At 36.7% G+C, this 24,995-nt stretch carries 9 protein-coding genes and 2 pseudogenes; 1 reads left to right on the forward strand and 10 read right to left on the reverse strand.

Going from position 1 to position 24,995, the window contains the following annotated elements; translation table 11 throughout:
* Positions 1-7: 7 nt before the first annotated feature.
* The gene (locus GYV61_RS02785) at positions 8-1,978 is read right to left on the reverse strand and encodes an SLAP domain-containing protein (RefSeq protein WP_174794693.1); all 1,971 of its coding nucleotides are present in this window, start codon (positions 1,976-1,978) and stop codon (positions 8-10) included.
* A 716-nt stretch (positions 1,979-2,694) separates the two neighbouring features.
* On the opposite strand from GYV61_RS02785, the pseudogene GYV61_RS09740 reads away from it, so the two are divergent.
* Positions 2,695-2,946 (forward strand): annotated as a pseudogene (locus tag GYV61_RS09740) (transposase); the annotation flags it as partial.
* 55 nt (positions 2,947-3,001) lie between these two features.
* Here GYV61_RS09740 and GYV61_RS09730 read toward each other — a convergent pair.
* From GYV61_RS09730 to GYV61_RS02835, 9 genes and pseudogenes are all read right to left on the reverse strand, one after another.
* Complete coding sequence (locus tag GYV61_RS09730; RefSeq protein ID WP_194240786.1) at positions 3,002-3,622, reverse strand: IS110 family transposase; 621 nt, start codon at positions 3,620-3,622, stop codon at positions 3,002-3,004.
* 349 nt (positions 3,623-3,971) lie between these two features.
* Positions 3,972-4,127 (reverse strand): annotated as a pseudogene (locus tag GYV61_RS09860) (SLAP domain-containing protein); the annotation flags it as partial.
* Positions 4,128-4,132: 5 nt separating this feature from the next.
* Entirely contained in the window at positions 4,133-4,321 is a 189-nt protein-coding gene (locus GYV61_RS09865; protein ID WP_174794730.1) for an SLAP domain-containing protein, read from the reverse strand.
* Positions 4,322-4,351: 30 nt separating this feature from the next.
* On the reverse strand, positions 4,352-7,984 hold the full coding sequence (locus tag GYV61_RS02810) for a BspA family leucine-rich repeat surface protein (RefSeq protein WP_174794695.1): 3,633 nt from the start codon (positions 7,982-7,984) through the stop codon (positions 4,352-4,354).
* Between the two features lie 138 nt (positions 7,985-8,122).
* Positions 8,123-10,900 carry a BspA family leucine-rich repeat surface protein gene (locus GYV61_RS02815; RefSeq protein WP_174794696.1) on the reverse strand — a complete coding sequence of 926 codons (2,778 nt, stop codon included), beginning with the start codon at positions 10,898-10,900 and terminating at the stop codon, positions 8,123-8,125.
* A 138-nt stretch (positions 10,901-11,038) separates the two neighbouring features.
* Positions 11,039-14,350 (reverse strand): BspA family leucine-rich repeat surface protein, encoded by a 3,312-nt coding sequence (locus GYV61_RS02820; protein WP_174794697.1) that lies wholly within the window; start codon positions 14,348-14,350, stop codon positions 11,039-11,041.
* A 138-nt stretch (positions 14,351-14,488) separates the two neighbouring features.
* Entirely contained in the window at positions 14,489-18,208 is a 3,720-nt protein-coding gene (locus tag GYV61_RS02825; protein WP_174794698.1) for a BspA family leucine-rich repeat surface protein, read from the reverse strand.
* 138 nt (positions 18,209-18,346) lie between these two features.
* Complete coding sequence (locus tag GYV61_RS02830) at positions 18,347-21,058, reverse strand: MucBP domain-containing protein (protein ID WP_174794699.1); 2,712 nt, start codon at positions 21,056-21,058, stop codon at positions 18,347-18,349.
* 138 nt (positions 21,059-21,196) lie between these two features.
* The gene (locus GYV61_RS02835) at positions 21,197-24,841 is read right to left on the reverse strand and encodes a BspA family leucine-rich repeat surface protein (protein ID WP_174794700.1); all 3,645 of its coding nucleotides are present in this window, start codon (positions 24,839-24,841) and stop codon (positions 21,197-21,199) included.
* Between the last annotated feature and the right edge of the window lie 154 nt (positions 24,842-24,995).

A 24,995-nucleotide genomic window follows, 5' to 3' on the forward strand; every position in this document is an offset into this window, starting at 1 on the left:
TTTTTTATTATCTAAAGTTAGCTTTCTTAACAAAGTGGTTATTGCCTATGATGTAGTACAGCTTATTGTGCATCTTAACGGCTTTGCCATATACTCTTACTTTTTTATTTTTCTTTAGTACTTTGGTGCTAACGCGTTTAGCTTTTTTATTGTAAATATAAGCGTTATGTTTTAGTTTGCGTTTGATTCCGGAAATGTTGTTAACTTTGACAAATGTATCATTACCCAAGTCATAGTATTCTCTACCTTGAATATAGGTCTTACCATAAGTTGTAATGCTTGTGCCACTATAATATTTACCTGTTTTACGGCTTCCATTGTGATCATAAAGATATGAATTATGATATACCGTTCTGATAATAGGTGTAACCGTAGCTACATTTTTACTATAGATGTAGGTAACAGTTTGCGGTTGGCTACTAAAGAAGCCAGTAGCATTTAAAGGTCTTACCTTTAAAGTATACCCTTGAATTTCTTTAGTTTCAGTTACATAGCCATCACCCACATAGCCGGATAATGTTTCAGTTGGAGCCAATTGATTACCATTTTCATCTTCATAGTTAACTTTAATGTCACTGCCTTTAGTTTGGGTTACTGGATTATAGGAATTATTAGTATTGCCGCTACCATGAGAATTATCTGATTTGACTTTAGTATAAATCAAAGTGATAGTCTGTGGGTCTGAAGAGTAGGTTACTTGATCTAACTCTACTTTTTGATCATTTATTTCGGCATGGTCGAACTTGTAACCAGGAATTTCTTTCTCCTTAAAGGAAGTAATAAATTGTGGGTTAGCTTGATCAATAAGCTTGTCGTTAACGTTGCCAAATTGCTTTTCATCTTCAATACCTTCAATCTTATGCTTGTCTTGCCCGTCTTGCTCGCGATATTGCACCGTAATTGGAGCGGCCAAATTTTCAAAGCGCACATAGGTATCATAATCAGTAGCACCTTGATATTTTGTAAAAAAGTCTTTTGAAGAATCCCATATTTTTTCTCCTCTAGCCAAATGATTGGTTTTACCCCAGTTAACCCATTTTCCTGGTAGTGTATTATTGATGTTATCACCGTCACCTCGTCCGGAAGCAGATGATTCAAATTTAAACTTATTGCCTAGGTCTAGTTCACGTATACCAGAACTTTCCATAAACATACTTTCCATCAACTCTACTTTAGAAGTATCAAAACTAGATAAATCTATTCTGGTTAAGGCTCTGCATCCCGAAAACATATTTTTCATCCAACGAACGTTAGAAGTATCAAAGCTTGATAAGTCAAGAGTTGATACGCTATTCATAGACTCAAACATAAAGGCCATATCGTTTACATCAGTAGTATCTAAATTAGTTAAACCTTGAAATTTAGTTAAATATGGAAGTCCTTTAAAAAGTCCTTGCGCACCCCCTTCTAGTTTTATTTTTCCCTGAATTATTATTGTTTTAACATCTTGACTACTACAACCCATTTCACTCAAAGAGAATTCAAGAGGATACAGTTTGCTTTCGCCATCTATAGTATTTTTCATTATAGCTGGCTGTTGCTCGGTTCCGCCAAAAATTGTTAATTCCTTGGTTTCGGGGTTAAAAGAAATATCAATATTATTCCATTTTGTCTTAGCAATTGTTTTATCATTATCATAAAATTGAGGTGTTTTAGCTGTTGTAGCCAAATTATCTGATGTCTTATTATCATTTTGCTTAATTATATTTGTTTTATTGGTTGTATCTTGGGAATTATTATAAGACCTACCAATAGAGTAATTTTGTTCATTTGAAAGATTTAACGAGTTCTTCTTAGATGAATTATTGACGCTGCTTTGACCAGCTTGCGAATTTGGTATTACAGTATCAGCCTTAACAACTTGACTGCTAGCTAGAAAGGTACTTCCAAGTAAAATAGACGCAGCACTGAGTCCTAATTTATATGCTATATTGGTTTTTACTCTGTCTTGCTTTGCTATAATTTTTCTTTTGTTCAACGTGTAGTCTTCTTTCTAAATTATTTACCTTTTAGAATTAAACCCAGTAATTTATTTCCAAAAGTAAATTTTTAATGATTTTTCTCTTGTAAACAATATATTTAATCATTATAGGAATATTTGAACTGACATTATGTTTATTTACTTGAATAGGCTCTAAATATTATACTAAATAATTATATATACTATATATTATAAAGATTAGAGCAGCTGATTGTATATATTATGCTTATATATTTATTATTAGTGACTTAATATATACATATATAGATGCATAATATAGTGATTGTTTATTAAATTTTTTCACTATATAAAACTGGTTTAGTATTAAAAAAGGGCTAAACTGACTAAATTAGAGCATGACAAAAAGAATTCATCGTGTTAACGATAATCAATAAATTAAAATTTCAGAATTAAGTGGAAAACTTTGCTATGATTATTGTTTAGTAAATAAGACTAATTTAAACTATATTAATATATTTTAAAATTATTTTAGTAATTTTTATATTCATTTTTTTGCAATGAGCTATAAATATGCCTTAAATATTGAGACTTAACATTAAACTAATTATTAATAGTTCTAAAAATGGTAATTACTAGTTTTTGTATTGAGTTGCTGAACATCTTTCTTTTTATTAAAAGGTACGCATAACTTGCTATTAAAATGTTGACTTCGACTATTCTTACATTGCTGAGCAGTTTTACTTTTGGCCGCATGCTTTCCCAACGCTGAGATTGTGATTGATCGCTTTCACATGGTACAAATGCTTACGCACTCTCTTAACTCTCTGCGCGTGTAGATCATGAAGAAATTCAAAAAGACCAGCAGAGAATACAAATTGCTTAAAGCACCGTGGAAACTGTATCTTAAGAAGTACCAGGAGCTCGATAAAATTCATCCGCATTACAATTGGAATTGCAAAAACAACCTGACGCAAGAGCAGGTAGTCAACGAAGGCATTGTCTGCTCACTAATGCCTACAACCTGCTGCAGTCATTTTATGATGCTTTAGTCGCCAAAGATCAGCAGGCAATTAATTTCTTAGTAACAGCTTTACCGATTACTCTATAAAGCTGTTCAGTCATTCCTTTAACCGTCAGACCAGCTAAATAATCTGGATGTGCATACTTGCGAATTATCTGCAAGGCTACAACAGAGCGAATAATGGGAAAAATATCGTTTAACTCAGGGAAAGACAGCTCTAGCGTCGAACGCAACTGATTTTCAATTCTAACCCGCTCTTGGCTTAATTTGTGATATTGCACAGCTAAAAAGCATAAAGAGTGATAGTGGATATCAATATAATGTCGACTTCTAGTACGAATGACGGCTGCCGGCGTAATTAGTTTGAAGGAATCACTAGCATCTGTCTGGTTTCGCCGCAAAGATGACATTATCATTTTTGCTTCCAGCGGATTGAGCTCACAAAATTTAATTTTATTTTGGCTTAAATAATAAGCTAACTTAATAGAATAAACCCCTGTGGTTTCGAAAATAACTAAAGCTGGATCAGCCAGATAAGCAGCTAATTGCTTAAAACCGCTGCGATTATGACTAAAATTAAAATCTTGCTTTTCAAAATCAGTAGTAATTAAAGTGGCATGACTTTTACCACGACTAACGTCAATACCAATAACATTCACTGTAACATCTTCTAAAATTATTGAAGCAGAATAGTGCCTTTGTTCATTTTCTTAATACGATCTTTAAGATCCTCATCCTAACCTAACTAGCAAAGGGCATTACTCCTACGGGCCCGTTTGCAAATCGAATTCAAAGATTCAATCCTGTTGGCGATCTCAACTTTAACTTTAAGTATAAAAAAGCAGATAAAAGTATCGTCATACTTCTATCTGCTTCCTACTTTAGGATGTTTGACAAGAGCCAAAAAGGCATGGCACCCTAACTATCTTGTTAGGGTGTCATGCCTAGTCTTATATCTAAATTAAACTATCAAAAGTAGTGTAAGAATATTTTAGCTGATCCTAATTTCTAAAAATTAGCTTTCTTTACATATTGGTTTTTACCTACAATATAGTACAACTTATGATATATCCTGATATCGTCTCCATAAGTCTTAACCAAGTGTACATTCTTTAGGACTTTTTGTCCATAGCGTTTACATTTTCTAGTGTAAATATAAGTATTATGTTTTAGTTTAGCCTACGGCTGCTTCCAGAAACTTTATTAGTTTTGACAAGCTTATGATTACCCAAGTCATAGTATTCTCTACCTTGAATATAGGTCTTACCGTGAGTTGTAATGCTCGTGCCACTATAATATTTACCTGTTTTACGACTTCCATTGTGATCATAAAGATGTGGATTATGATAAATAGCAATTTAGAACATTGTTTATTATTTAAAACTTAGCTAGTCTTTTTTGCGACCAAACCAGGCTGCACCTAAGGCGGTTGCTAAAGCTAAACTGCCCAAAGCCAGCATTGCTAAACTGTTATGCTTGTCGTTACCAGTTTGCGGCAAGGTATTGCTTGCATTATTTTGTGCATTTGAGCTCGAACCATTGTTCTTTAAACTGTTTGCCAGTTGCTGGTTATGAATTGCATTTTGGTCATTGATATTAAACCCTTTATTAATAGTCTTGTGAGGTCTAACAGTCTTGGGTTTGCGGTTCACAGGTGATGGAATGTTATTTGGTTCATTGTTAGGCAAATTGTTGCCGTTATTTTGGCCATTACTTGCGGAACTGGAATTGTTATTAGAATTGCCAGTGTTACTGCCTTGACTATTGGATCCTTGGCTATTAGAAGATGAAGGATTATTGACTGAACCGTTATTTCCAGAAGAAATATTATTATTTGGAACTGAAGTATTAGGACTGCTGTTGCCAGAACCATTATTACTGCCGGAACCGTTGCTACCAGAACCGTTACTACTAGAACCATTGCTACCAGACCCGTTGCTACCTGTACCAGTTTTCTTAGTGTAGACCAAAGTAATACCTTGCGGATTGGCGCTAGCACTATATGTTACATCACTCAAAGTAATGCGTGAATTGTTTTGTACAGCATGGTCAAACTGATATTCAGTACCTGAACTGTCTTTAAGGGTGTCTTTAAGTTTGAAAGTCGTAACAGGATCATCGTTAATAAGTTTATCATTCTCGTTGCCAAAGTTGACCTCAGCGGGAACACCAGGAATTTCTTTACCATCTTGGTCACGATAGTTGATAGTGATTTTACCACCAAGGTTAGTAAAACGAACATAAATATCATGGTTTGTGTCTCCTTGGTAGTTAGTTATCAAATCGGCTGAAGTCCATTTATTTGTTCCTTTAGCTGGGGAACCTTCGCCTGCACCCATGTTTACCCAAGTACCTGATAAATCGTTTAATCCAGTGGAGCCAATAAACTTAAAGTCTTTGCCTAAAGATAGCTCGGTTAAGCTGGAACAAGAACTGAACATGTCCGTCATTTCAGCATTCGCTGCAACTTGGAAATTAGACAAGTCTGCGCTAGTTAAAGCGGTATCGCCACTAAACATCTGACTAAAGTCAGTTACTTGTGATGTATCTAAATTGTCTAAGCCCTTTATAGTAGCTAAATTCTTTAGGTTCTTAAATACTCCGTTGGCACTGCCTATAATTGCAATAGGGGCATTAAGATCAATTTCTTTAATCTCATCAACATTTACGCCCTTGATATTTTGGCTAATGCTAATATCTCGAGTGTCAAGTGCGTAGCTCTTTTCTTTGTTTCCTGAGTTGTCAATTTTATAATTTTTACCTTTTTCACCTAGTGATAAGACGCCGTTATTAAAGGTGTAAGGAACACCCTCCCAAGTGTTGTCACTAGTGTTATCAGTTTTACTCTTAGAGTAGACCAAAGTAATATCTTGCGGGTCGGAGGTAAATGCTTTTACATCAGAATTTTTGTTTTCTTTGAAGGTGTAGCCAGCAAATTCCTTGCTGGTATCAACAGTTACTGGATCGGAAATATTGCCGAAGAGTTTTTCATCAGGAATTTCCTTACCATCTTGATCAACTAGCTGCTTGCCATCTTCATCTTGGCGATGAATGGTGACGATGCCACCAGTATATCTAACGTAAGTATCATGGTCTCTGTCACCTTGATAATTAGTCATTAAATCGGCTGAAGACCACTGATTAGTACCTTTAGTCAAGGAACCGTTTCCTTCACCCATGTTTACCCAGGTACCTGGCTGTTGAAGCGAATCATTTGGTAGATCATTCGTTGTAGTGAATTTAATTCCTTTACCTAAAACTAATTTAGTTAAATCTGTACATGAATCAAACAAACTATAATCTACAGCATCATCAGCAATTGTAAAACTAGATAAGTTTATGCTAGATAGGTCAGTATCTGCATAAAACATAGAAGAAAAGAATGCAACTTTGCTAGTATCAAAACTTGAGAGATCTAATGAAACTAACTTCGGACAATCAGCAAACATGTAGCTCATGTCAGTGATATTTGAAGTAATGAGATTATTTAAACCGTTAATTTGAGTTAAATTAGGAAGAGTATCAAATAATGAATCAGCCGGCCCATTAATTGTTATTTTTCCAAGAATATCTATTTCAGTAATATTATCAGTATTTATAGTACTTATATTTTTATTAATACCAATTTCATTTTCGGCGGTGTTGTCAATTGAGTAGTCTTTGTCTTTTTCACCAAGTGATAAGACGCCGTTATTAAAAGTAAAAGGAACGCCTTCCCAAGTGTTATCAGTTTTACTCTTAGAGTAGACCAAAGTAATATCTTGCGGGTCGGAGGTAAATGCTTTTACATCAGAATTTTTGTTTTCTTTGAAGGTGTAGCCAGCAAATTCTTTGCTGGTGTCAACAGTTACCGAATCTGAAATGTTGCCGAAGAGTTTTTCATCAGGAATTTGTTTACCGCTTTGATCAACTAGCTGCTTGCCATCTTCATCTTGACGATGGACAGTTACGGTGCCACCAGTATATCTAACATAAGTGTCATGGTCTCTGTCACCTTGGTAGTTAGTCATTAACTCGTCTGAAGTCCATATATTTGTTCCTTTAGCTGGAGAACCTTCGCCTGCACCCATATTTACCCAGGTGCCTGGCTGTTGAAGGGAATTGTTGGGTCTACCATTGCTAGTAGTGAATTTAAAACCTTTACCTAAAATTAATTTGGTCAAACTGGAGGTATAACCTTTGATTAATGAAAACATTCCCACCGTCGTAGCATCATCTGAAACAGTAAAACTAGATAGATCTACGCTAGTTAGGTTGGGATCACCAGAAAACATTATATTAAAGCTGGTTACATTAGTAGTATCGAAACTGGACAAATCTAAAGAAACTATTTTTTTACAATCAAAAAACATTCGTAGCATACTCGTTACTTTAGAAGTATCTAATTTATCTAAGCCATTAATTGTGTTAAGATTCGTAAGTCGAGAAAAAAGCATCTGAGCTGATCCAATGATGGCAATGGGAGCATTAATATCAATTTCTGTAATGTCATCTCCAGAAACATTATCGATGTTGCTACCAATGCTAATATTTTTATCATCTGAATTATTTATTGTATAGCTTTTGCCTTCTTCACCAATTGATAGTACGCCATTATTAAATGTGACAGGTATATCTTCCCAAGTGCTTGAGATAGTATTACTGCCATCTCGAGTAGCTTTGGCAGGATCAAATTGTGTGGGATCTTTTTCTTGCTTATCAGTCTTTGTACTATCAGTGCTGCTGGGAAAGCTGGCATTATCCGCAGCTATGTTTGTATTAATCTCACTGCCATCAATTTGATTATCACTGTTGTGGTCAGTAGAATCATTGTCTGTAGCAGTTTCTCCCTCTGTTTCCGTTTGATAATTCAACTTAGTTTTGACTACTTTTCTAGCAGTCTTCTTGGTAGCCCTAGTGCCGTTTTGGTTGGCTGCCTTCACCGTTTGAGGCTTGGCATTAATTAAGCCTAAAGCAGCTGCGGCTATGCCGCTGAGCAATATTTTTTCTCCTTGTTTATTAGTGTTCTTATGCATATTCATATAATTCCTCTTCTAAACTGCATGTTAATATAAGCTTAGTATATGATTGCGATTACTCAAAGTCAAACCTGGTCTATTTAACCAAAAAAAGCGCTCTATATTTTGTAATATAGAACGCTTTGATTATTTAGAAATTAGCTAGTTTTTTTTGCGACCAAACCAGGCTGCACCTAAGGCAGTTGCTAAAGCTAAACTGCCTAGAGCTAGCATTGCCAAACTGTTATGCTTGTCGTTACCAGTTTGCGGCAAGGTATTGCTTACACTATTTTGTGCATTTGAGCTCGAACCATTGTTCTTTAAACTGTTTGTCAGTTGCTGGTTATGAATTGCATTTTGGTCCTTGATATTAAATCCTTTATTAAAAGTTTTATGAGGTCTAACAGTCTTGGGTTTGCGGTTCACAGGTGTTGGAATGTTATTCGGTTCATTATTAGGCAAATTGTTGCCGTTATTTTGGCCATTACTTGCGGAACTGGAATTATTATTAGAATTGCCGGTGTTACTGCCTTGACTATTGGATCCTTGGCTATTAGAAGATGAAGGATTATTGACTGAACCGTTATTTCCAGAAGAGTTTGGATTGATTGAGCTATTTCCATTGTTGTTATTTGGTACTGAATTATTAGGAGTGCTGTTGCCGGAGCCATTGCTACCAGAGCCATTACTACCTGTACCAGTTTTCTTAGTGTAGACCAAAGTAATACCTTGCGGGTCAGAGATAAAAGCTGTGACAGTAGGATTTTTATTTTCCTTGAAGGTGTAACCAGCAAATTCTTTGCTAGTATCAACAGTTACTGGATCGGAAATATTGCCGAAGAGTTCTTCATCAGGAACTATCTGATTGCCTTGTTCATCTTGGCGATGAACAGTTACGGTGCCACCAAGGTTAGTAAAACGAACATAAACATCATGATTTGTATCTCCTTGGTAGTTAGTTACCAACTCGGCTGAAGTCCATTTATTTGTTCCTTTAGCTGGAGAGCCTTCGCCTGCACCCATGTTTACCCAAGTACCTGATAAATCATTTAATCCAGTGGAGCCAATAAACTTAAAGCCTGTGCCTAAAGTTAGCTTGGTTAAGCTGGAACAAGAACTGAACATGTCCGTCATTGCGGCATTAGGTGCAACTTGGAAATTAGACAAGTCTGCACTAGTTAAAGCGGTATCGCCACTAAACATTAGACTAAAGTCAGTTACTTGTGATGTATCTAAGTTATCTAAGCCCTTTATTGTAGCTAAATTCTTCAGGTTCTTAAATACTCCGTTGGCGCTACCTATAATTGCAATAGGGGCATTAAGATCAATTTCTTTAATCTCATCAACATTTACGCCCTTAATATTTTGGCTAATGCTAATATCTCGAGTGTCAAGTGCGTAGCTCTTTTCTTTGTTTCCTGAGTTGTCAATTTTATAATTTTTACCTTTTTCACCTAGCGATAAGACGCCATTATTAAAGGTGTAAGGAACACCTTCCCAAGTATTGTCACTAGTATTATCAGTTTTACTCTTAGAGTAGACCAAAGTAATATCTTGCGGATCAGAGGTAAATGCTTTTACATCAGAATTCTTGTTTTCTTTGAAGGTGTAACCAGCAAATTCTTTGCTAGTGTCAACAGTTACTGGATCGGAAATATTGCCGAAAAGTTCTTCGTCAGGAATTTGTTTACCATCTTGATCAACTAGCTGCTTGCCATCTTCATCTTGGCGATGAATGGTGACTGCACCAGCGGTGTATCTAGCATAGGTATCATGGTCTTTGTCTCCTTGATAATTAGTCATTAATTCATCTGAAGTCCATATATTTGTTGCTTTAGCTGGAGAGTCCTGATCAACTCCCATGTTTACCCAGGTTCCTGATAAATCCTTTAATCCAGTAGAGCCAATAAACTTAAAGTTTTTGCCTAAAGTTAGCTTGGTTAGGTTGGAACAAGAACTGAACATATCATTCATAGTTTTAACTTTAGAAGTATCAAAACTAGATAAGTTCAAACTGGTTAAATTATCACAACCATCAAACATATTATTCATTGTAGTAACATTAGAAGTATTTAAACTAGACAAGTCTAAATTAGATAAAGCTGTGCAGCCTTTAAACATGTTACTCATATCAGAGACTAAAGAAGTATCGAAATTAGAAGAATTCAGTCCTTCTAGAGTAGTTAAATTTGGATCATTTTCGAACATTTCAGCCATAGATGTTGCAGGTGTGTGCTGTTTGTCGCCTATTACTAAGTTTTCTAAGCCCGTAATCTTTTGTAATTTAGGCAAATCTTTGAATAAGCCAATAGAGTAGGGCAATGTTACTTGACCAGTTATATCTATTTCTTTAATATTAGACCAAATATCGATATCACTAGTGTGAATACCAATGTCAGGTAAATTTCCATTTACGGCGAAGACGTTGACTTTACCACTTGAAATAGTAAATATTCCAGTCTCTTTATCAAAAGCAACAGGAACTGTATACCAAATACCCTGTATCTGAGCTTTAGTAGCTGCTGCAGGATCGAATTGGTCGGTCTTTTGTTCTTTTTTGTCAGCTTGACTGCTGCTGGCAGTATTTGATCTCGGAGTGGTTTCACTTGCTGCGTTGTCATTAGTATTATTAGTTGTAGAATTTTGGTCTTGGTCACTTGTTGTGCTGTCTGCTGTATTTACTTTAGTTTGACTGCCGCTATCTTGGTCAGTAGGGTCGGCGGTTGCCGTTTCACCGGCAGTCTCTGAACCCGTCTCGGTTTGATAGTTTAACTTGGTCTTGACCGTTCTTCTAGTCGTCTTCTTGGTAGCACGGTTGCCATTCAAAGTGGCTGCCTTTACCGTCCGGGGCTTGGCATTAATTAAGCCTAAAGCAGCTGCGGCTACGCCGCTGAGCAATATTTTTTCTCCTTGTTTATTAGTGTTCTTATGCATATTCATATAATTCCTCTTCTAAACAGCGTGTTAATATAAGCTTAGTATATGGCTGGCTTTAGTAAAAGTCAAACCTGGTCTATTTAACCAAAAAAAGCGCTCTACATTTTGTAATATAGAACGCTTTGATTATTTAGAAATTAGCTAGTCTTTTTTGCGACCAAACCAGGCTGCACCTAAGGCAGTTGCTAAAGCTAAACTGCCTAGAGCCAGCATTGCTAAACTGCTATGTTTGTCGTTACCGGTTTGCGGCAAGGTATTGCTTGCATTATTTTGTGCATTTGAGCTCGAGCCATTGTTCTTTAAACTGTTTGCCAGTTGCTGGTTATGAATTGCATTTTGGTCTTTGATATTAAACCCTTTATTAATAGTCTTGTGAGGTTTAACAGTCTTGGGTTTGCGGTTCACAGGTGATGGAATGTTATTTGGTTCATTGTTAGGCACGTTGCTGCCATTACTTGCGGAACTGGAATTGTTGTTAGAATTGCCAGTGTTGCTGCCTTGACTATTGGATCCTTGGCTATTAGAAGATGAAGGATTATTGACTGACCCGTTATTTCCAGAAGAAATATTATTATTTGGTACTGAATTATTAGGATTGCTGTTGCCGGAACCATTATTACTGCCGGAACCGTTGCTACCAGACCCGTTACTACCAGAGCCATTACTGCCAGACCCGTTACTACCAGAGCCGTTGCTGCCAGAACCATTGCTGCCGGAGCCGTTACTGCCAGACCCGTTACTGCCAGAGCCATTACTGCCAGAGCCATTGCTACCAGAGCCATTACTGCCAGACCCGTTACTACCTGAGCCATTGCTACCAGAGCCATTACTGCCAGACCCGTTACTACCTGAGCCGTTGCTGCCAGAACCATTGCTGCCGGAGCCGTTACTGCCAGACCCGTTACTACCGGAGCCGTTACTGCCAGACCCGTTACTGCCGGAGCCATTGCTGCCAGAACCATTATCAGGTTTATAAAAGAAAGTAACAGTTTGCGGGTCTGAAGCAGAAGAGAACTTCAAATTATTTAGACTGTTTAAATCAGAAACGTCCTTACCATTTAAAGTAGCATGTACAGAAGAAAAATCATAATTGTCAATTTTTCTTGGCTTAATCGGGTCAGTTAAACTTTCACCGGATTTACCACACTGATAATCAGTTGGAGAAATTATTTTGGTTGGGTCTGTCTCGTCTACATATTTAATAGTAATTAAACTTGGATCAGGGAAGTTGACATAAACATCATAATCTGATTTACCATTGTAATTTTCCATTAGTTCTTGTGAAGTCCACTTATGTGCACCTTGAAGCAATTGTCCATTAACACCAACATTAATCCATTTTCCGTTGTTAGGGAGATCGTTAATTGATGGAGAGTCTCCCCAAGTAGACCCTGGCTGAACGTAGCCTTCCTTTAAGTCCACATTTTTACCTAATATCAATACTTTTAAGTTTCGCATTCCTCCCAGCATATAGCCTTTCGAAATAACTTTGGTCATATCAAAGTTACTAAGATTAAGTCTAACAATATTAGATGACTCAAACATGGTTTCCATGTTATATACTTTAGATGTATCAAAGCTGGATAAATCTACGCTAGTTATTCCGGATTGATAAAACATATCTGTCATATTATCAACATTAGAGGTGTTAAAGTTAGACAAGTCTAGTGTCTTTAAGGAAAAAGTATTTTGAAACATGGAACTCATGTCACCAACATTAGAAGTGTCAAAGCTAGAAACATCTATAGCGGGTAGGCTTAGACAACCTTCAAACATAAATTGCATGGAAATTCGTCCAGGTTTTACAGTCTTTGCGGTTGTCTTAAAATGAGAAATATCTAGGCTCTTTAGGTGAGCACAGTCACGAAACATTCCAGTAAAATTGAGTACACTAGAAGTATCAAAGGTAGATAAATCTAAGCTTGGTAAAACCCCACAGTTATAAAACATTTGGTCCATTCTTTCTACTTTAGATGTATCAATTTTAGAAACATTAACCTTGGTTAAACTAGCGCAGCTTTGAAACATCTCTGACATATTTGTGACATTAGATGTATTTAACATTGATATGTCTAAATCTGTAAGATCAACGCAGTCTTCAAACATCTCTGACATATCAGTAACATTAGCAGTATTGAGAGGAGATACATCCAGTGTTGATAGGGAAGTACAGCTTTCAAACATTTGATGCATGTTGGTAACATTAGCAGTATTAAAATTAGATAAGTCTAAACTGGTTAAGCCCCTACAATCTTCGAACATTCTGGTCATATCAGTAACATTACTAGTATCAAGATTTGATAAGTTTATATTTTTCAGATTTTCACACCCGTTAAACATGTCCGACATGTCTGTTACCTTGGAAGTTTGAAATTTGGTAATATCCAAAGTAGCTAATCCGTTTCCTTCAAACATACCTGCCATATTAGTAACATTAGAGGTGTCAAAACTAGATAAATCTAAAGTGGTAGAGCCTAAATCATCAAACATATGTGACATATCAGTAACATTAGTAGTATTAAACCTAGATAAGTCTAACTTGGAAAGTCTATAACACCTTTGAAACATGTATGACATGTTAGTAACTTTATCAGTTTTAAATTTGTCAGGATCATATTTTAGATCCTTAAGTGCATAACAACCTTCAAACATACTTGACATGTTAGTAACATTAGCAGTGTCAAAGCTGGTCAAATCTAAATTCTGTAAACTATAATCAAACGAAAACATGTTCCTTAAGCTAGTAGCTTGCGAAACATCTAGGTTATTCAGTCCGTTAATGGTAGTTAAATTTTGTAAGCCAGAAAATAAATCAGTTGCGTCACCTATAAATTTTATCTTACCTTTTAAAGTAATTGTTTTTATAGAATCAGCAGATACCAAGTCAATATGTCCATTTATTCCGACTGGAGCATTAGGAGTGGCAGTTACGTCAATAACTGCCGGATTCTCATCAGTACCACCTGAAATTACCAGTTCATCAGTCTGATTGTTAAAAGTGACATCTAAATTGTTCCACTTACTTGAAATAACGTTATTAGAATCCTTTTTACTAATTTTTTTATTATTAGAGTCAGACTGCTTGTTGCCGGCAGTATTTGATCCCGGAGTGGTTTCACTTGCTGCGTTGTCATTAGTATTATTAGTTGTAGAATTTTGGTCTTGGTCACTTGTTGTGCTGTCTGCTGTATTTACTTTAGTTTGACTGCCGCTATCTTGGTCAGTAGGGTCGGCGGTTGCCGTTTCACCGGCAGTCTCTGAACCCGTCTCGGTTTGATAGTTTAACTTGGTCTTGACCGTTCTTCTAGTCGTCTTCTTGGTAGCACGGTTGCCATTCAAAGTGGCTGCCTTTACCGTCCGGGGCTTGGCATTAATTAAGCCTAAAGCAGCTGCGGCTACGCCGCTGAGCAATATTTTTTCTCCTTGTTTATTAGTGTTCTTATGCATATTCATATAATTCCTCTTCTAAACAGCGTGTTAATATAAGCTTAGTATATGGCTGGCTTTAGTAAAAGTCAAACCTGGTCTATTTAACCAAAAAAAGCGCTCTACATTTTGTAATATAGAACGCTTTGATTATTTAGAAATTAGCTAGTCTTTTTTGTGACCAAACCAGGCTGCACCTAAGGCAGTTGCTAAAGCTAAACTGCCTAGAGCCAGCATTGCTAAACTGTTATGCTTGTCGTTACCAGTTTGCGGCAAGGTATTGCTTGCATTATTTTGTGCATTTGAGCTTGAACCATTGTTCTTTAAACTGTTTGCCAGTTGCTGGTTATGAATTGCATTTTGGTCATTGATATTAAACCCTTTATTAATAGTCTTGTGAGGTCTAACAGTCTTGGGTTTGCGGTTCACAGGTGATGGAATGTTATTTGGTTCATTGTTAGGCACGTTGCTGCCATTACTTGCGGAACTGGAATTGTTGTTAGAATTGCCAGTGTTGCTGCCTTGACTATTGGAACCTTGGCTATTAGAAGATGAAGGATTATTGACTGACCCGTTATTTCCAGAAGAACTGTTATTGTTATTCGGTACTGAACTGTTAGGAGTGCTGTTGCCGGAACCATTATTACTGCCGGAACCATTGCTACCAGACCCGTTACTACCAGAACCATTGCTGCCGGAACCATTGCTACCAGACCCGTTGCTGCCGGAGCCATTGCTGCCAGACCCGTTACTACCTGTACCAGTTTTCTTAGTGTAGACCAAAGTAATATCTTGCGGGCCAGAGATAAAAGCTGTGACAGTAGGATTTTTATTTTCCTTGAAGGTGTAACCAGCAAATTCTTTGCTAGTATCAACAGTCACTGGATCGGAAATATTGCCGAAGAGTTCTTCATCAGGAACTATCTGATTGCCTTGTTCATCTTGGCGATGAACAGTTACGGTGCCACCAAGGTTAGTAAAACGAACATAAACATCATGATTTGTATCTCCTTGGTAGTTAGTTACCAACTCGGCTGAAGTCCATTTTTTGGTCCCTTTAGCTGGGGAACCTTCGCCTGCACCCATGTTTACCCAAGTACCTGATAAATCGTTTAATCCAGTGGAGCCAATAAACTTAAAGTCTTTGCCTAAAGATAGCTCGGTTAAGCTGGAACAAGAACTGAACATGTCCGTCATTTCAGCATTAGCTGCAACTTGGAAATTAGACAAGTCTGCGCTAGTTAAAGCGGTATCGCCACTAAACATTAGACTAAAGTCAGTTACTTGTGATGTATCTAAGTTATCTAAGCCCTTTATAGTAGCTAAATTCTTCAGGTTCTTAAATACTCCGTTGGCACTGCCTATAATTGCAATAGGGGCATTAAGATCAATTTCTTTAATCTCATCAACATTTACACCCTTAATATTTTGGCTAATGCTAATATCTCGAGTGTCAAGTGCGTAGCTCTTTTCTTTGTTTCCTGAGTTGTCAATTTTATAATTTTTACCTTTTTCACCTAGCGATAAGACGCCATTATTAAAGGTGTAAGGAACACCTTCCCAAGTATTGTCACTAGTATTATCAGTTTTACTCTTAGAGTAGACCAAAGTAATATCTTGCGGGTCGGAGGTAAATGCTTTTACATCAGAATTTTGATTTTCTTTGAAGGTGTAGCCAGCAAATTCCTTGCTGGTATCAACAGTTACTGGATCGGAAATATTGCCGAAAAGTTCTTCATCGGGAATTTGCTTACCGCTTTGATCAACTAGCTGCTTGCCATCTTCATCTTGGCGATGAATGGTGACGATACCCCCAGTATATCTAACGTAAGTATCATGGTCTCTGTCACCTTGGTAATTAGTCATTAACTCATCTGAAGTCCACTGATTAGTACCTTTAGTCAAGGAACCGTTTCCTTCACCCATGTTTACCCAAGTACCTGAATTTGTGAGTCCACTATTGTCTGGCGAGAATTTGGTATTTTTACCTAAAACTAACTGATTCAAGCTGGTACAATTTTCAAACATTTTTTGGAAATTAGTTACTTTGGACATATCCATATTGGATAAATCTAATTTGGTTAGAGCACTTGATTTAGAAAATAGAGCACTCATATCAGTAATATTACTTGTAACAAACTTTGTTGAATCAGATTTTTCAAGTCCCGAAATTGTAGTCAGCTTTGGATCGTTGGAGAAGAGCATACTAATACTGGTTACTGACGGGTCAGTAATGTCAAGATTTTCAAGCCCGGTAATAGTAGTTAAATTAGGTAGACTACCAAATAAATTAAAAGCAGTCTGCTTAACTTTAACGGTTCCTACAATATTAATTTGCTTAATTTTGTCGGCTATATTGCTTAATTTTGCTTGAATTCCGATATCCATAGGTATACCGGGAAGGGATATGACTAAGTTAGGAGCAAGTTCTCCTTCTTTAACGGTGAGAGTTCCAGTAGCTTCATCAAAGGTTACGGGTACCTTTCCCCACATATAATCTGTAGTAGTTGAGCCACTGCCTGGATCATTAGAACCCTTTTTGTAGACCAGTGTAATAGTTTGCGGGTCGGCACTATATGTTACATCACCCAAAGTAACTGGGGAATTATTTTGTTCAGCATGGTCGAGGGTATATACAGTACCCGAACTATCTTTAATAGTTTCTTTAGGGTTGAAAGTTGTAATCGGATCATCGTTAATGAGTTTATCACCCTTGTTACCACAGTTGGTATCATTAGAGACACCGGAAATTTCATTTCCATCCTGATCGCGGTACTTAATAGTAATATCCCCACCAAGATTGGCAAAACAAACATAGGTATCATATTGCGTAGGAGAAAACATACTACTCGTAAAGTCTTCTGAATCAGAAAACCTGTTTGTTCCCCTTTTGGCTGGTCCATCAATACCCATGTTAACCCAGCTTCCTTCAGTTTCAAGGCTGGTATTAGTTAAACGAGAACAGTCTGGGCCTATAGTTATTTGTCGTAAATTTTTGTCTCCTTCAAACCAATATGACAATGAGTTATCACCACCAGGAGTGGTAAAATACCTAATGTTTAGTTTTTCCAAACTAGTGCAGTTAGCAAACATTGACAACATTGAATATTGGTCATGATCAATACTTTTATTGCTAAATGTAGAGAGATCTAAGCTTTTTAGCGATGAGCAATTGGAAAACATGGATGACATATTTGTTATTTTGGTAGTGTCAAAGTTTTCTAATCCGTTAATGGTTGTAAGATTTGTTAAATCAGAGAAAAGACGATTGGCATTACCTACGAAATGGATTTTTCCAACAAAATCAATTTCTTTAACACTGCTTGGGTTTAGATCAATATTTTTAATATTACCTTTTTGACTAAAGCCGCCATATTCTCCATCATTTTTAGTAATCGTATATTCATTATTTGCTAAACCCACTTTTAAAGTGCCATTTGTAAATTCAATAGGAACATCATCCCAAGTAGGTGTAGTTGAGTTTTCATCGCGAGTAGCTTTAGCAGGATCAAATCGTTCTGTAGTAGTCTTATTATCAGAAGCTGAAATAGAGTCGTGATCATTATTACTGGTTGAAGCAGCAGAACTTTGGTCTTGGCCAGTTGTTATGCTGTCTGCTGTATTTACTTTAGTTTGACTGCCACTATCTTGGTCAGTAGGGTCGGCGGTTGCCGCTTCACCTGCTGTCTCTGAATCCGTCTCAGTTTGATAGTTTAATTTCGTCTTGACTGTTCTTTTAGTCGTCTTCTTAGTGGCACGGTTACCATTCAAAGTGGCTGCCTTTACCGCCTGGGGCTTGGCATTAATTAGGCCTAAAGCAGCTGCGGCTACGCCACTGAGTAATATTTTTTCTCCTTGTTTATTAGTGTTCTTATGCATATTCATATAATTCCTCTTCTAAACTGCATGTTAATATAAGCTTAGTATATGGCTGGCTTTAGTAAAAGTCAAACCTAGTCTATTTAACCAAAAAAAGCGCTCTACATTTTGTAATATAGAACGCTTTGATTATTTAAAACATAGCTAGTCTTTTTTGCGACCAAACCAGGCTGCACCTAAGGCGGTTGCTAAAGCTAAACTGCCTAAAGCCAGCATTGCCAAACTATTATGCTTGTCGTTACCAGTTTGCGGCAAGGTATTGCTTGCACTATTTTGTGCATTTGGATTAAGATTGTTGTGTTTCAAACTATTATTTGACTGTTTGTGTTGAACTTCATTTTTAATTTTTGCTTTATGATGTTTATTAATAGTTGTATGATGCTTACCAGTCTTTGGCTTACGGTTCACAGGTGTTGGCGTATTGTTTTGATCGTTATTGCCTGGATTATTAATTGGTGGAACGTTTGGAACATTAGGAACATTTGGTACATTAGGAACATTTGGAACGTTAGGAACAGTATTAGTATTATTTTTACTGTAAACATAAGTTACATCTTGAGGATAAGAACTAAAGACGCCCGTAGCATTATTTGGTCTGATTTTCAAAGTATAGCCGGGAATAACTTTAGCTTCAGAAACATAACTATCTCCAACATAGCCAGTTAATATAACGTCAGGTGCAATGTTATTGCCATTCTCATCGCGATAATGAACCGTGACATTAGCAGCTGGAACCTTATTTCCAGGATTGTCTGAATTTTTAGTATAAACAAACAAAATAGTTTGAGGATTTTCATTAAGAGTAAATGCTGCTTGCTCAGTTGAGTCTTGTTTAACATTATTAATAAAAATTGACTTAATGGTATACCCTGTAATTTTCTTAGGCTTTACAACTTTTTGCTCATCAATTTTACCATTAATTTCTTCATCTTCAGCTATTAACTTACCACTTTCATCTCGGTACTTGATAGTAGCGGGCTCAGCCTTGCTAGTATAGTTAAGTGTAATAATTTGAGGATCTTTTTTATATTTTCCTGAAGTGATGCCAGTGTTACCATTGCTATCAGTTGCATTGACAAAAGCATACCCCTTGAAATAAGGTGCACCAATTGTCCAAGGAGTACTAATTCTTCCCTGTAGTTGCTTTTCTGGAATTTGCTGACCGTTTTGATCAACAAGCGGCTTATTATTTTTATCTCGGTATTGCACTATTACGTTACCATTTGTAGTAGTGTATAGGGCATTAATGATTTGTTCCTTGCTGGTAAATTTTCCTCCTTCAGGGAAATTTTCAATTTCTTTAAATGAATAACCACTATTAGGGAAATTAGATCGATCTATTTGTTTTTCATCTATAAGGTCACCCTCATTGCCAAATAAGAATTGGTCAGGAATTTGTTTGTTATTTTCGTCAACTAAAGGCTGACCATTTTCATCATGACGATGAATTCTGACAATTCCACCTGTATATTTGGTATAAGTATCATAATCCCTTGAGCCTTTATAGTTTTCCATTAACTCAGTAGGAGACCAAATATTGGTATTTTTGGCTAAATCTGGGTTGCCTAGACCCTGGTTAACCCAAGTAGTAGGGGTGTCAAATCCAACATTATTGCCGTCTTTTGTAAGTATACACTTTGGCCCTAAAATTAATTTGGTTAGTCCAGTTAAGCCTTCAAGCATATTAGATAAGCCGTAAATTTTATCATCCTTTGATGAAACTGCCGCTTTAGACATATCAAATGAACTAATGTCTAGAGTCGTTAAGTTTGAGCAGCCTTGAAACATACTTACAAAAGCGAGTACCTTTTCGGTGTTGAAATGGGACACGTCAATGTTAGTTAACTTTTCACAGCCATTAAACATGCCATTCATATTTATAACTTTTGAAGTATCAATGTTTGAAGGAAAAGTAATGCTTTTAAGGCTCTTACAGTTATCAAACATTGCGTTCATAAGCTGAACCTGACTAAAATCAAAAGTTGATGGTAAAGATATATTTTCTAAGGCCTTGCAGTCCTCGAACATACCAGCTACATTAGTTACCCGTTGAGTTTTCAACTTATCGAGGCCATCAATGGATGTTAGTTGTTCATCATCTTGGAATAGGCTAGACATATCATCAGCTCCTGAAAAGTTGATGTTGTTTAGCCCTGTAATACTAGTTAAATATTTAAGGTTAGCAAACATGCCGTGAGCATTACCATCGACTTTAAATTGTCCATTGATCACAATACGCTGGATAACATTAAAACCTAGTGGATCAAAATGATAGGGATCATTATTATCAAGTGTTGCATGTTGAATGCTTATTGGTGAGGGATCGGAGTAATTACCGTTAAAAGTATTTGAATCTCCTGGCACAAGAGTAAGGGTGCCGTCAGTATCCCAGGTAAATTTTATTGAAGCCCATGTACCGGTATGGATAGTTCTAGTAGCTGCTGCAGGATCGAATTGGTCGGTCTTTTGTTCTTTTTTGTCAGCTTGGCTGTTGCTGGAAGTACTTGATCCCGGAGTGGTTTCACTTGCTGTGTTGTCATTAATATTAGTTGTAGAATTTTGGTCTTGGTCACTTGTTGTGCTGTCTGCTGTATTTACTTTAGTTTGGCTGCCACTATCTTGGTCAGCAGGGTCGGCGGTTGCCGTTTCGCCTGCTGTCTCTGAATCCGTCTCGATTTGATAGTTTAATTTCGTCTTGACCGTTCTTCTAGTCGTCTTCTTAGTGGCACGATTGCCATTCAAAGTGGCTGCCTTTACCGCCTGGGGCTTGGCATTAATTAAGCCTAAAGCAGCTGCGGCTACACCGCTGAGCAATATTTTTTCTCCTTGTTTATTAGTGTTCTTATGCATATTCATATAATTCCTCTTCTAAACTGCATGTTAATATAAGCTTAGTATATGGCTGGCTTTAGTAAAAGTCAAACCTGGTCTATTTAACCAAAAAAAGCGCTCTACATTTTTTAATATAGAACGCTTTGATTATTTAGAAATTAGCTAGTCTTTTTTGCGACCAAACCAGGCTGCACCTAAGGCAGTTGCTAAAGCTAAACTGCCTAGAGCCAGCATTGCTAAACTGCTATGTTTGTCGTTACCGGTTTGCGGCAAGGTATTGCTTGCATTATTTTGTGCATTTGAGCTCGAGCCATTGTTCTTTAAACTGTTTGCCAGTTGCTGGTTATGAATTGCATTTTGGTCTTTGATATTAAACCCTTTATTAATAGTCTTGTGAGGTTTAACAGTCTTGGGCTTGCGGTTTACAGGTGTTGGAATGTTATTTGGTTCATTGTTAGGCAAATTGTTGCCGTTATTTTGACCATTACTTGCGGAACTGGAATTGTTATTAGAATTGCCAGTGTTGCTGCCTTGACTATTGGAACCTTGGCTATTAGAAGATGAAGGATTATTGACTGACCCGTTATTTCCAGAAGAACTGTTATTGTTATTCGGTACTGAACTGTTAGGAGTGCTGTTGCCGGAACCATTATTACTGCCGGAACCATTGCTACCAGACCCGTTACTACCTGTACCAGTTTTCTTAGTGTAGACCAAAGTAATATCTTGCGGATTGGCGCTAGCACTATATGTTACATCACTCAAGGTAATGCGTGAATTGTTTTGTTTAGCATGGTCAAACTGATATTCAGTACCTGAACTGTCTTTAAGGGGGTCTTTAAGTTTGAAAGTCGTAACAGGATCATCGTTAATAAGTTTATCATTCTCGTTGCCAAAGTTGACCTCAGCGGGAACACCAGGAATTTCTTTATCATCTTGGTCACGATAGTTGATAGTGATTTTACCACCAAGGTTAGTAAAACGAACATAAACATCATGGTTTGTGTCTCCCTGGTAGTTAGTTACCAACTCGGCTGAAGTCCATTTATTTGTCCCTTTAGCTGGGGAACCTTCGCCTGCACCCATGTTTACCCAAGTGCCTGATAAATCATTTAATCCAGTGGAGCCAATAAACTTAAAGCCTGTGCCTAAAGTTAGCTTGGTTAAGCTGGAACAAGAACTGAACATGTCCGTCATTTCAGCATTCGCTGCAACTTGGAAATTAGACAAGTCTGCGCTAGTTAAAGCGGTATCGCCACTAAACATTAGACTAAAGTCAGTTACTTGTGATGTATCTAAATTGTCTAAGCCTTTTATAGTAGCTAAATTCTTCAGGTTCTTAAATACTCCGTTGGCACTGCCCTTAATTGCAATAGGGGCATTAAGATCAATTTCTTTAATCTCATCAACATTTACGCCCTTAATATTTTGGCTAATGCTAATATCTCGAGTGTCAAGTGCGTAGCTCTTTTCTTTGTTTCCTGAGTTGTCAACTGCATAATTTTTACCTTTTTCACCTAGCGATAAGACGCCATTATTAAAGGTGTAAGGAACACCTTCCCAAGTATTGTCACTAGTATTATCAGTTTTACTCTTAGAGTAGACCAAAGTAATATCTTGCGGATCAGAGGTAAATGCTTTTACATCAGAATTCTTGTTTTCTTTGAAGGTGTAACCAGCAAATTCTTTGCTAGTGTCAACAGTTACTGGATCGGAAATATTGCCGAAAAGTTTTTCGTCAGGAATTTGTTTACCATCTTGATCAACTAGCTGCTTGCCATCTTCATCTTGGCGATGAATGGTTACGGTGCCACCAGTATATCTAACGTAAGTATCATGGTCTCTGTCACCTTGATAATTAGTCATTAATTCATCTGAAGTCCATTTATTTGTCCCTTTAGCGGGAGAGTCCTGATCAACTCCCATGTTTACCCAGGTACCTGGTTGTTGAAGTGAATTGTTGGGTTTATCATTGCTAATAGTGAATTTAAAGCCTTTGCCTAAAATTAATTTTTTCAGGTTTTCACAAAGTTTGAACATAACCTGTGTTGTAGCATTATCTTTAATGGAAAAACTAGATAAATCTACACTTTCAAGACTTCTGTCGGCAACAAACATCATATTAAAATTGGTAACATTGGCAGTATCGAAACTGGATAGATCTAAAGAAACTATTTTTGGAGAATCGAAAAACATGTTTGACATGTTTGTTACTTTTGATGTATCTAGTTTATCTAAGCCATTAATTTTAGTAAAGTTAAGATAAGAGAAGAGCGATTGAGCTGACCCAATAATGGCAATGGGAGCATTAATATCAATTTCTGTAATATCAGTTCCAGCAACATTACTGATATTGTTTTTAATGCTAATATCTTTATTGTCTGAATTATTTATTGTATAGGTTTTACCTTTTTCGCCAAGTGATAAGACGCCGTTATTAAAGGTGTAAGGAACACCCTCCCAAGTGTTGTCATTAGTGTTATCAGTTTTACTCTTAGAGTAGACCAAAGTAATATCTTGCGGGTCGGAGGTAAATGCTTTTACATCAGAATTTTTGTTTTCTTTGAAGGTGTAACCGGCAATTTCCTTGCTGGTATCAACAGTTACTGGATCGGAAATATTGCCAAAGAGTTTCTCATCAGGAATTTGCTTACCATCTTGATCAACTAGCTGCTTGCCATCTTCATCTTGGCGATGGACAGTAACGGTGCCACCAGTATATCTAACGTAAGTATCATGGTCTCTATCACCTTGATAATTGGTCATTAAATCAGCCGAAGACCACTGATTAGTACCTTTGGTCAGAGAACCATTGTCTTCACCCATATTTATCCAGGTACCTGGTTGTTGAAGTGAATTGTTGGGTCTATCATTGCTTGTAGTGAATTTAAACCCTTTACCTAAAATTAATTTGGACAAACTTGAGGTAAGCTGTTTGCTCAATGCAAACATTCCCATCGTTGTAGCATTATCTGAAACGGTAAAACTAGATAGATCTACGCTAGTTAGGTTAGGATCGCTAGCAAACATTGTATTAAAGCTGGTTACATTAGTAGTATCAAAACTAGATAGATCTAAAGAAGTCATTTTTGTACAACTCATAAACATTTGTTTCATATTCGTTACTTTAGAAGTATCTAATTTATTTAAACCATTTATTGTGGTGAGATTCAACAGACGGTAGAAAAGTATTTCAGCTGATCCAATGATGGCAATGGGAGCATTAATATCAATTTCTGTAATATCGGTTCCAGAAACATTACTGATATTATTAAAAATACTAATATCTTTATTTTCTGTATTGTCAATTTTATAATTCCCGTTCTTTTCACCAATTGATAATACACCGTTGCTAAAAGTTACTGGTATATCATTCCAAGTACTTGAAACAGATGAATTGCTATCACGAGTGGCTTTTGTGGGGTCAAATTGATTTGTATTTGTTTTGCTATCATAGTCCAAACTAGAATTGTTTTCAGTATTAGTAGTTGGAACAGTATAACCTTGAGTTTGTAGACTTGCTGGATTGCTGTTCGATATGTTCACATTAGTTTGATTGTCGCTGTTTTGGTCAGTGGGGTCATCGTCAGTAGCTGTTGCACCTTCCGTTTCTGAACTAGTCTCTGTTTGATAGTTCAATATGGTCTTAACTGTCCTTTTGGTAGCTTTTTTAGTAGCGCGAGTACCATTTTGATTAGCCGCTTTTACCATTTGGGGTTTGGCATTAATTAAGCCTAAAGCAGTTGCGGCTACGCCGCCGAGCAATATTTTTTCTCTTTGTTTACTGATAGTCTTATGTGTATTCATATAATTCCTCTTCTAAACCGCATATTAATATAAGCTTAGTATATGGCTGTGGTAAATCAATGTCAAATAATCATTAAATGACAAAGAATGCTCATTAGTAAAATACTAATGAGCATTCTCTAGAGACTTATATAAATATTATATTTAAACTAAA

The organism is Lactobacillus melliventris, assembly GCF_013346935.1.
Classification (GTDB): Bacteria; Bacillota; Bacilli; order Lactobacillales; family Lactobacillaceae; genus Lactobacillus.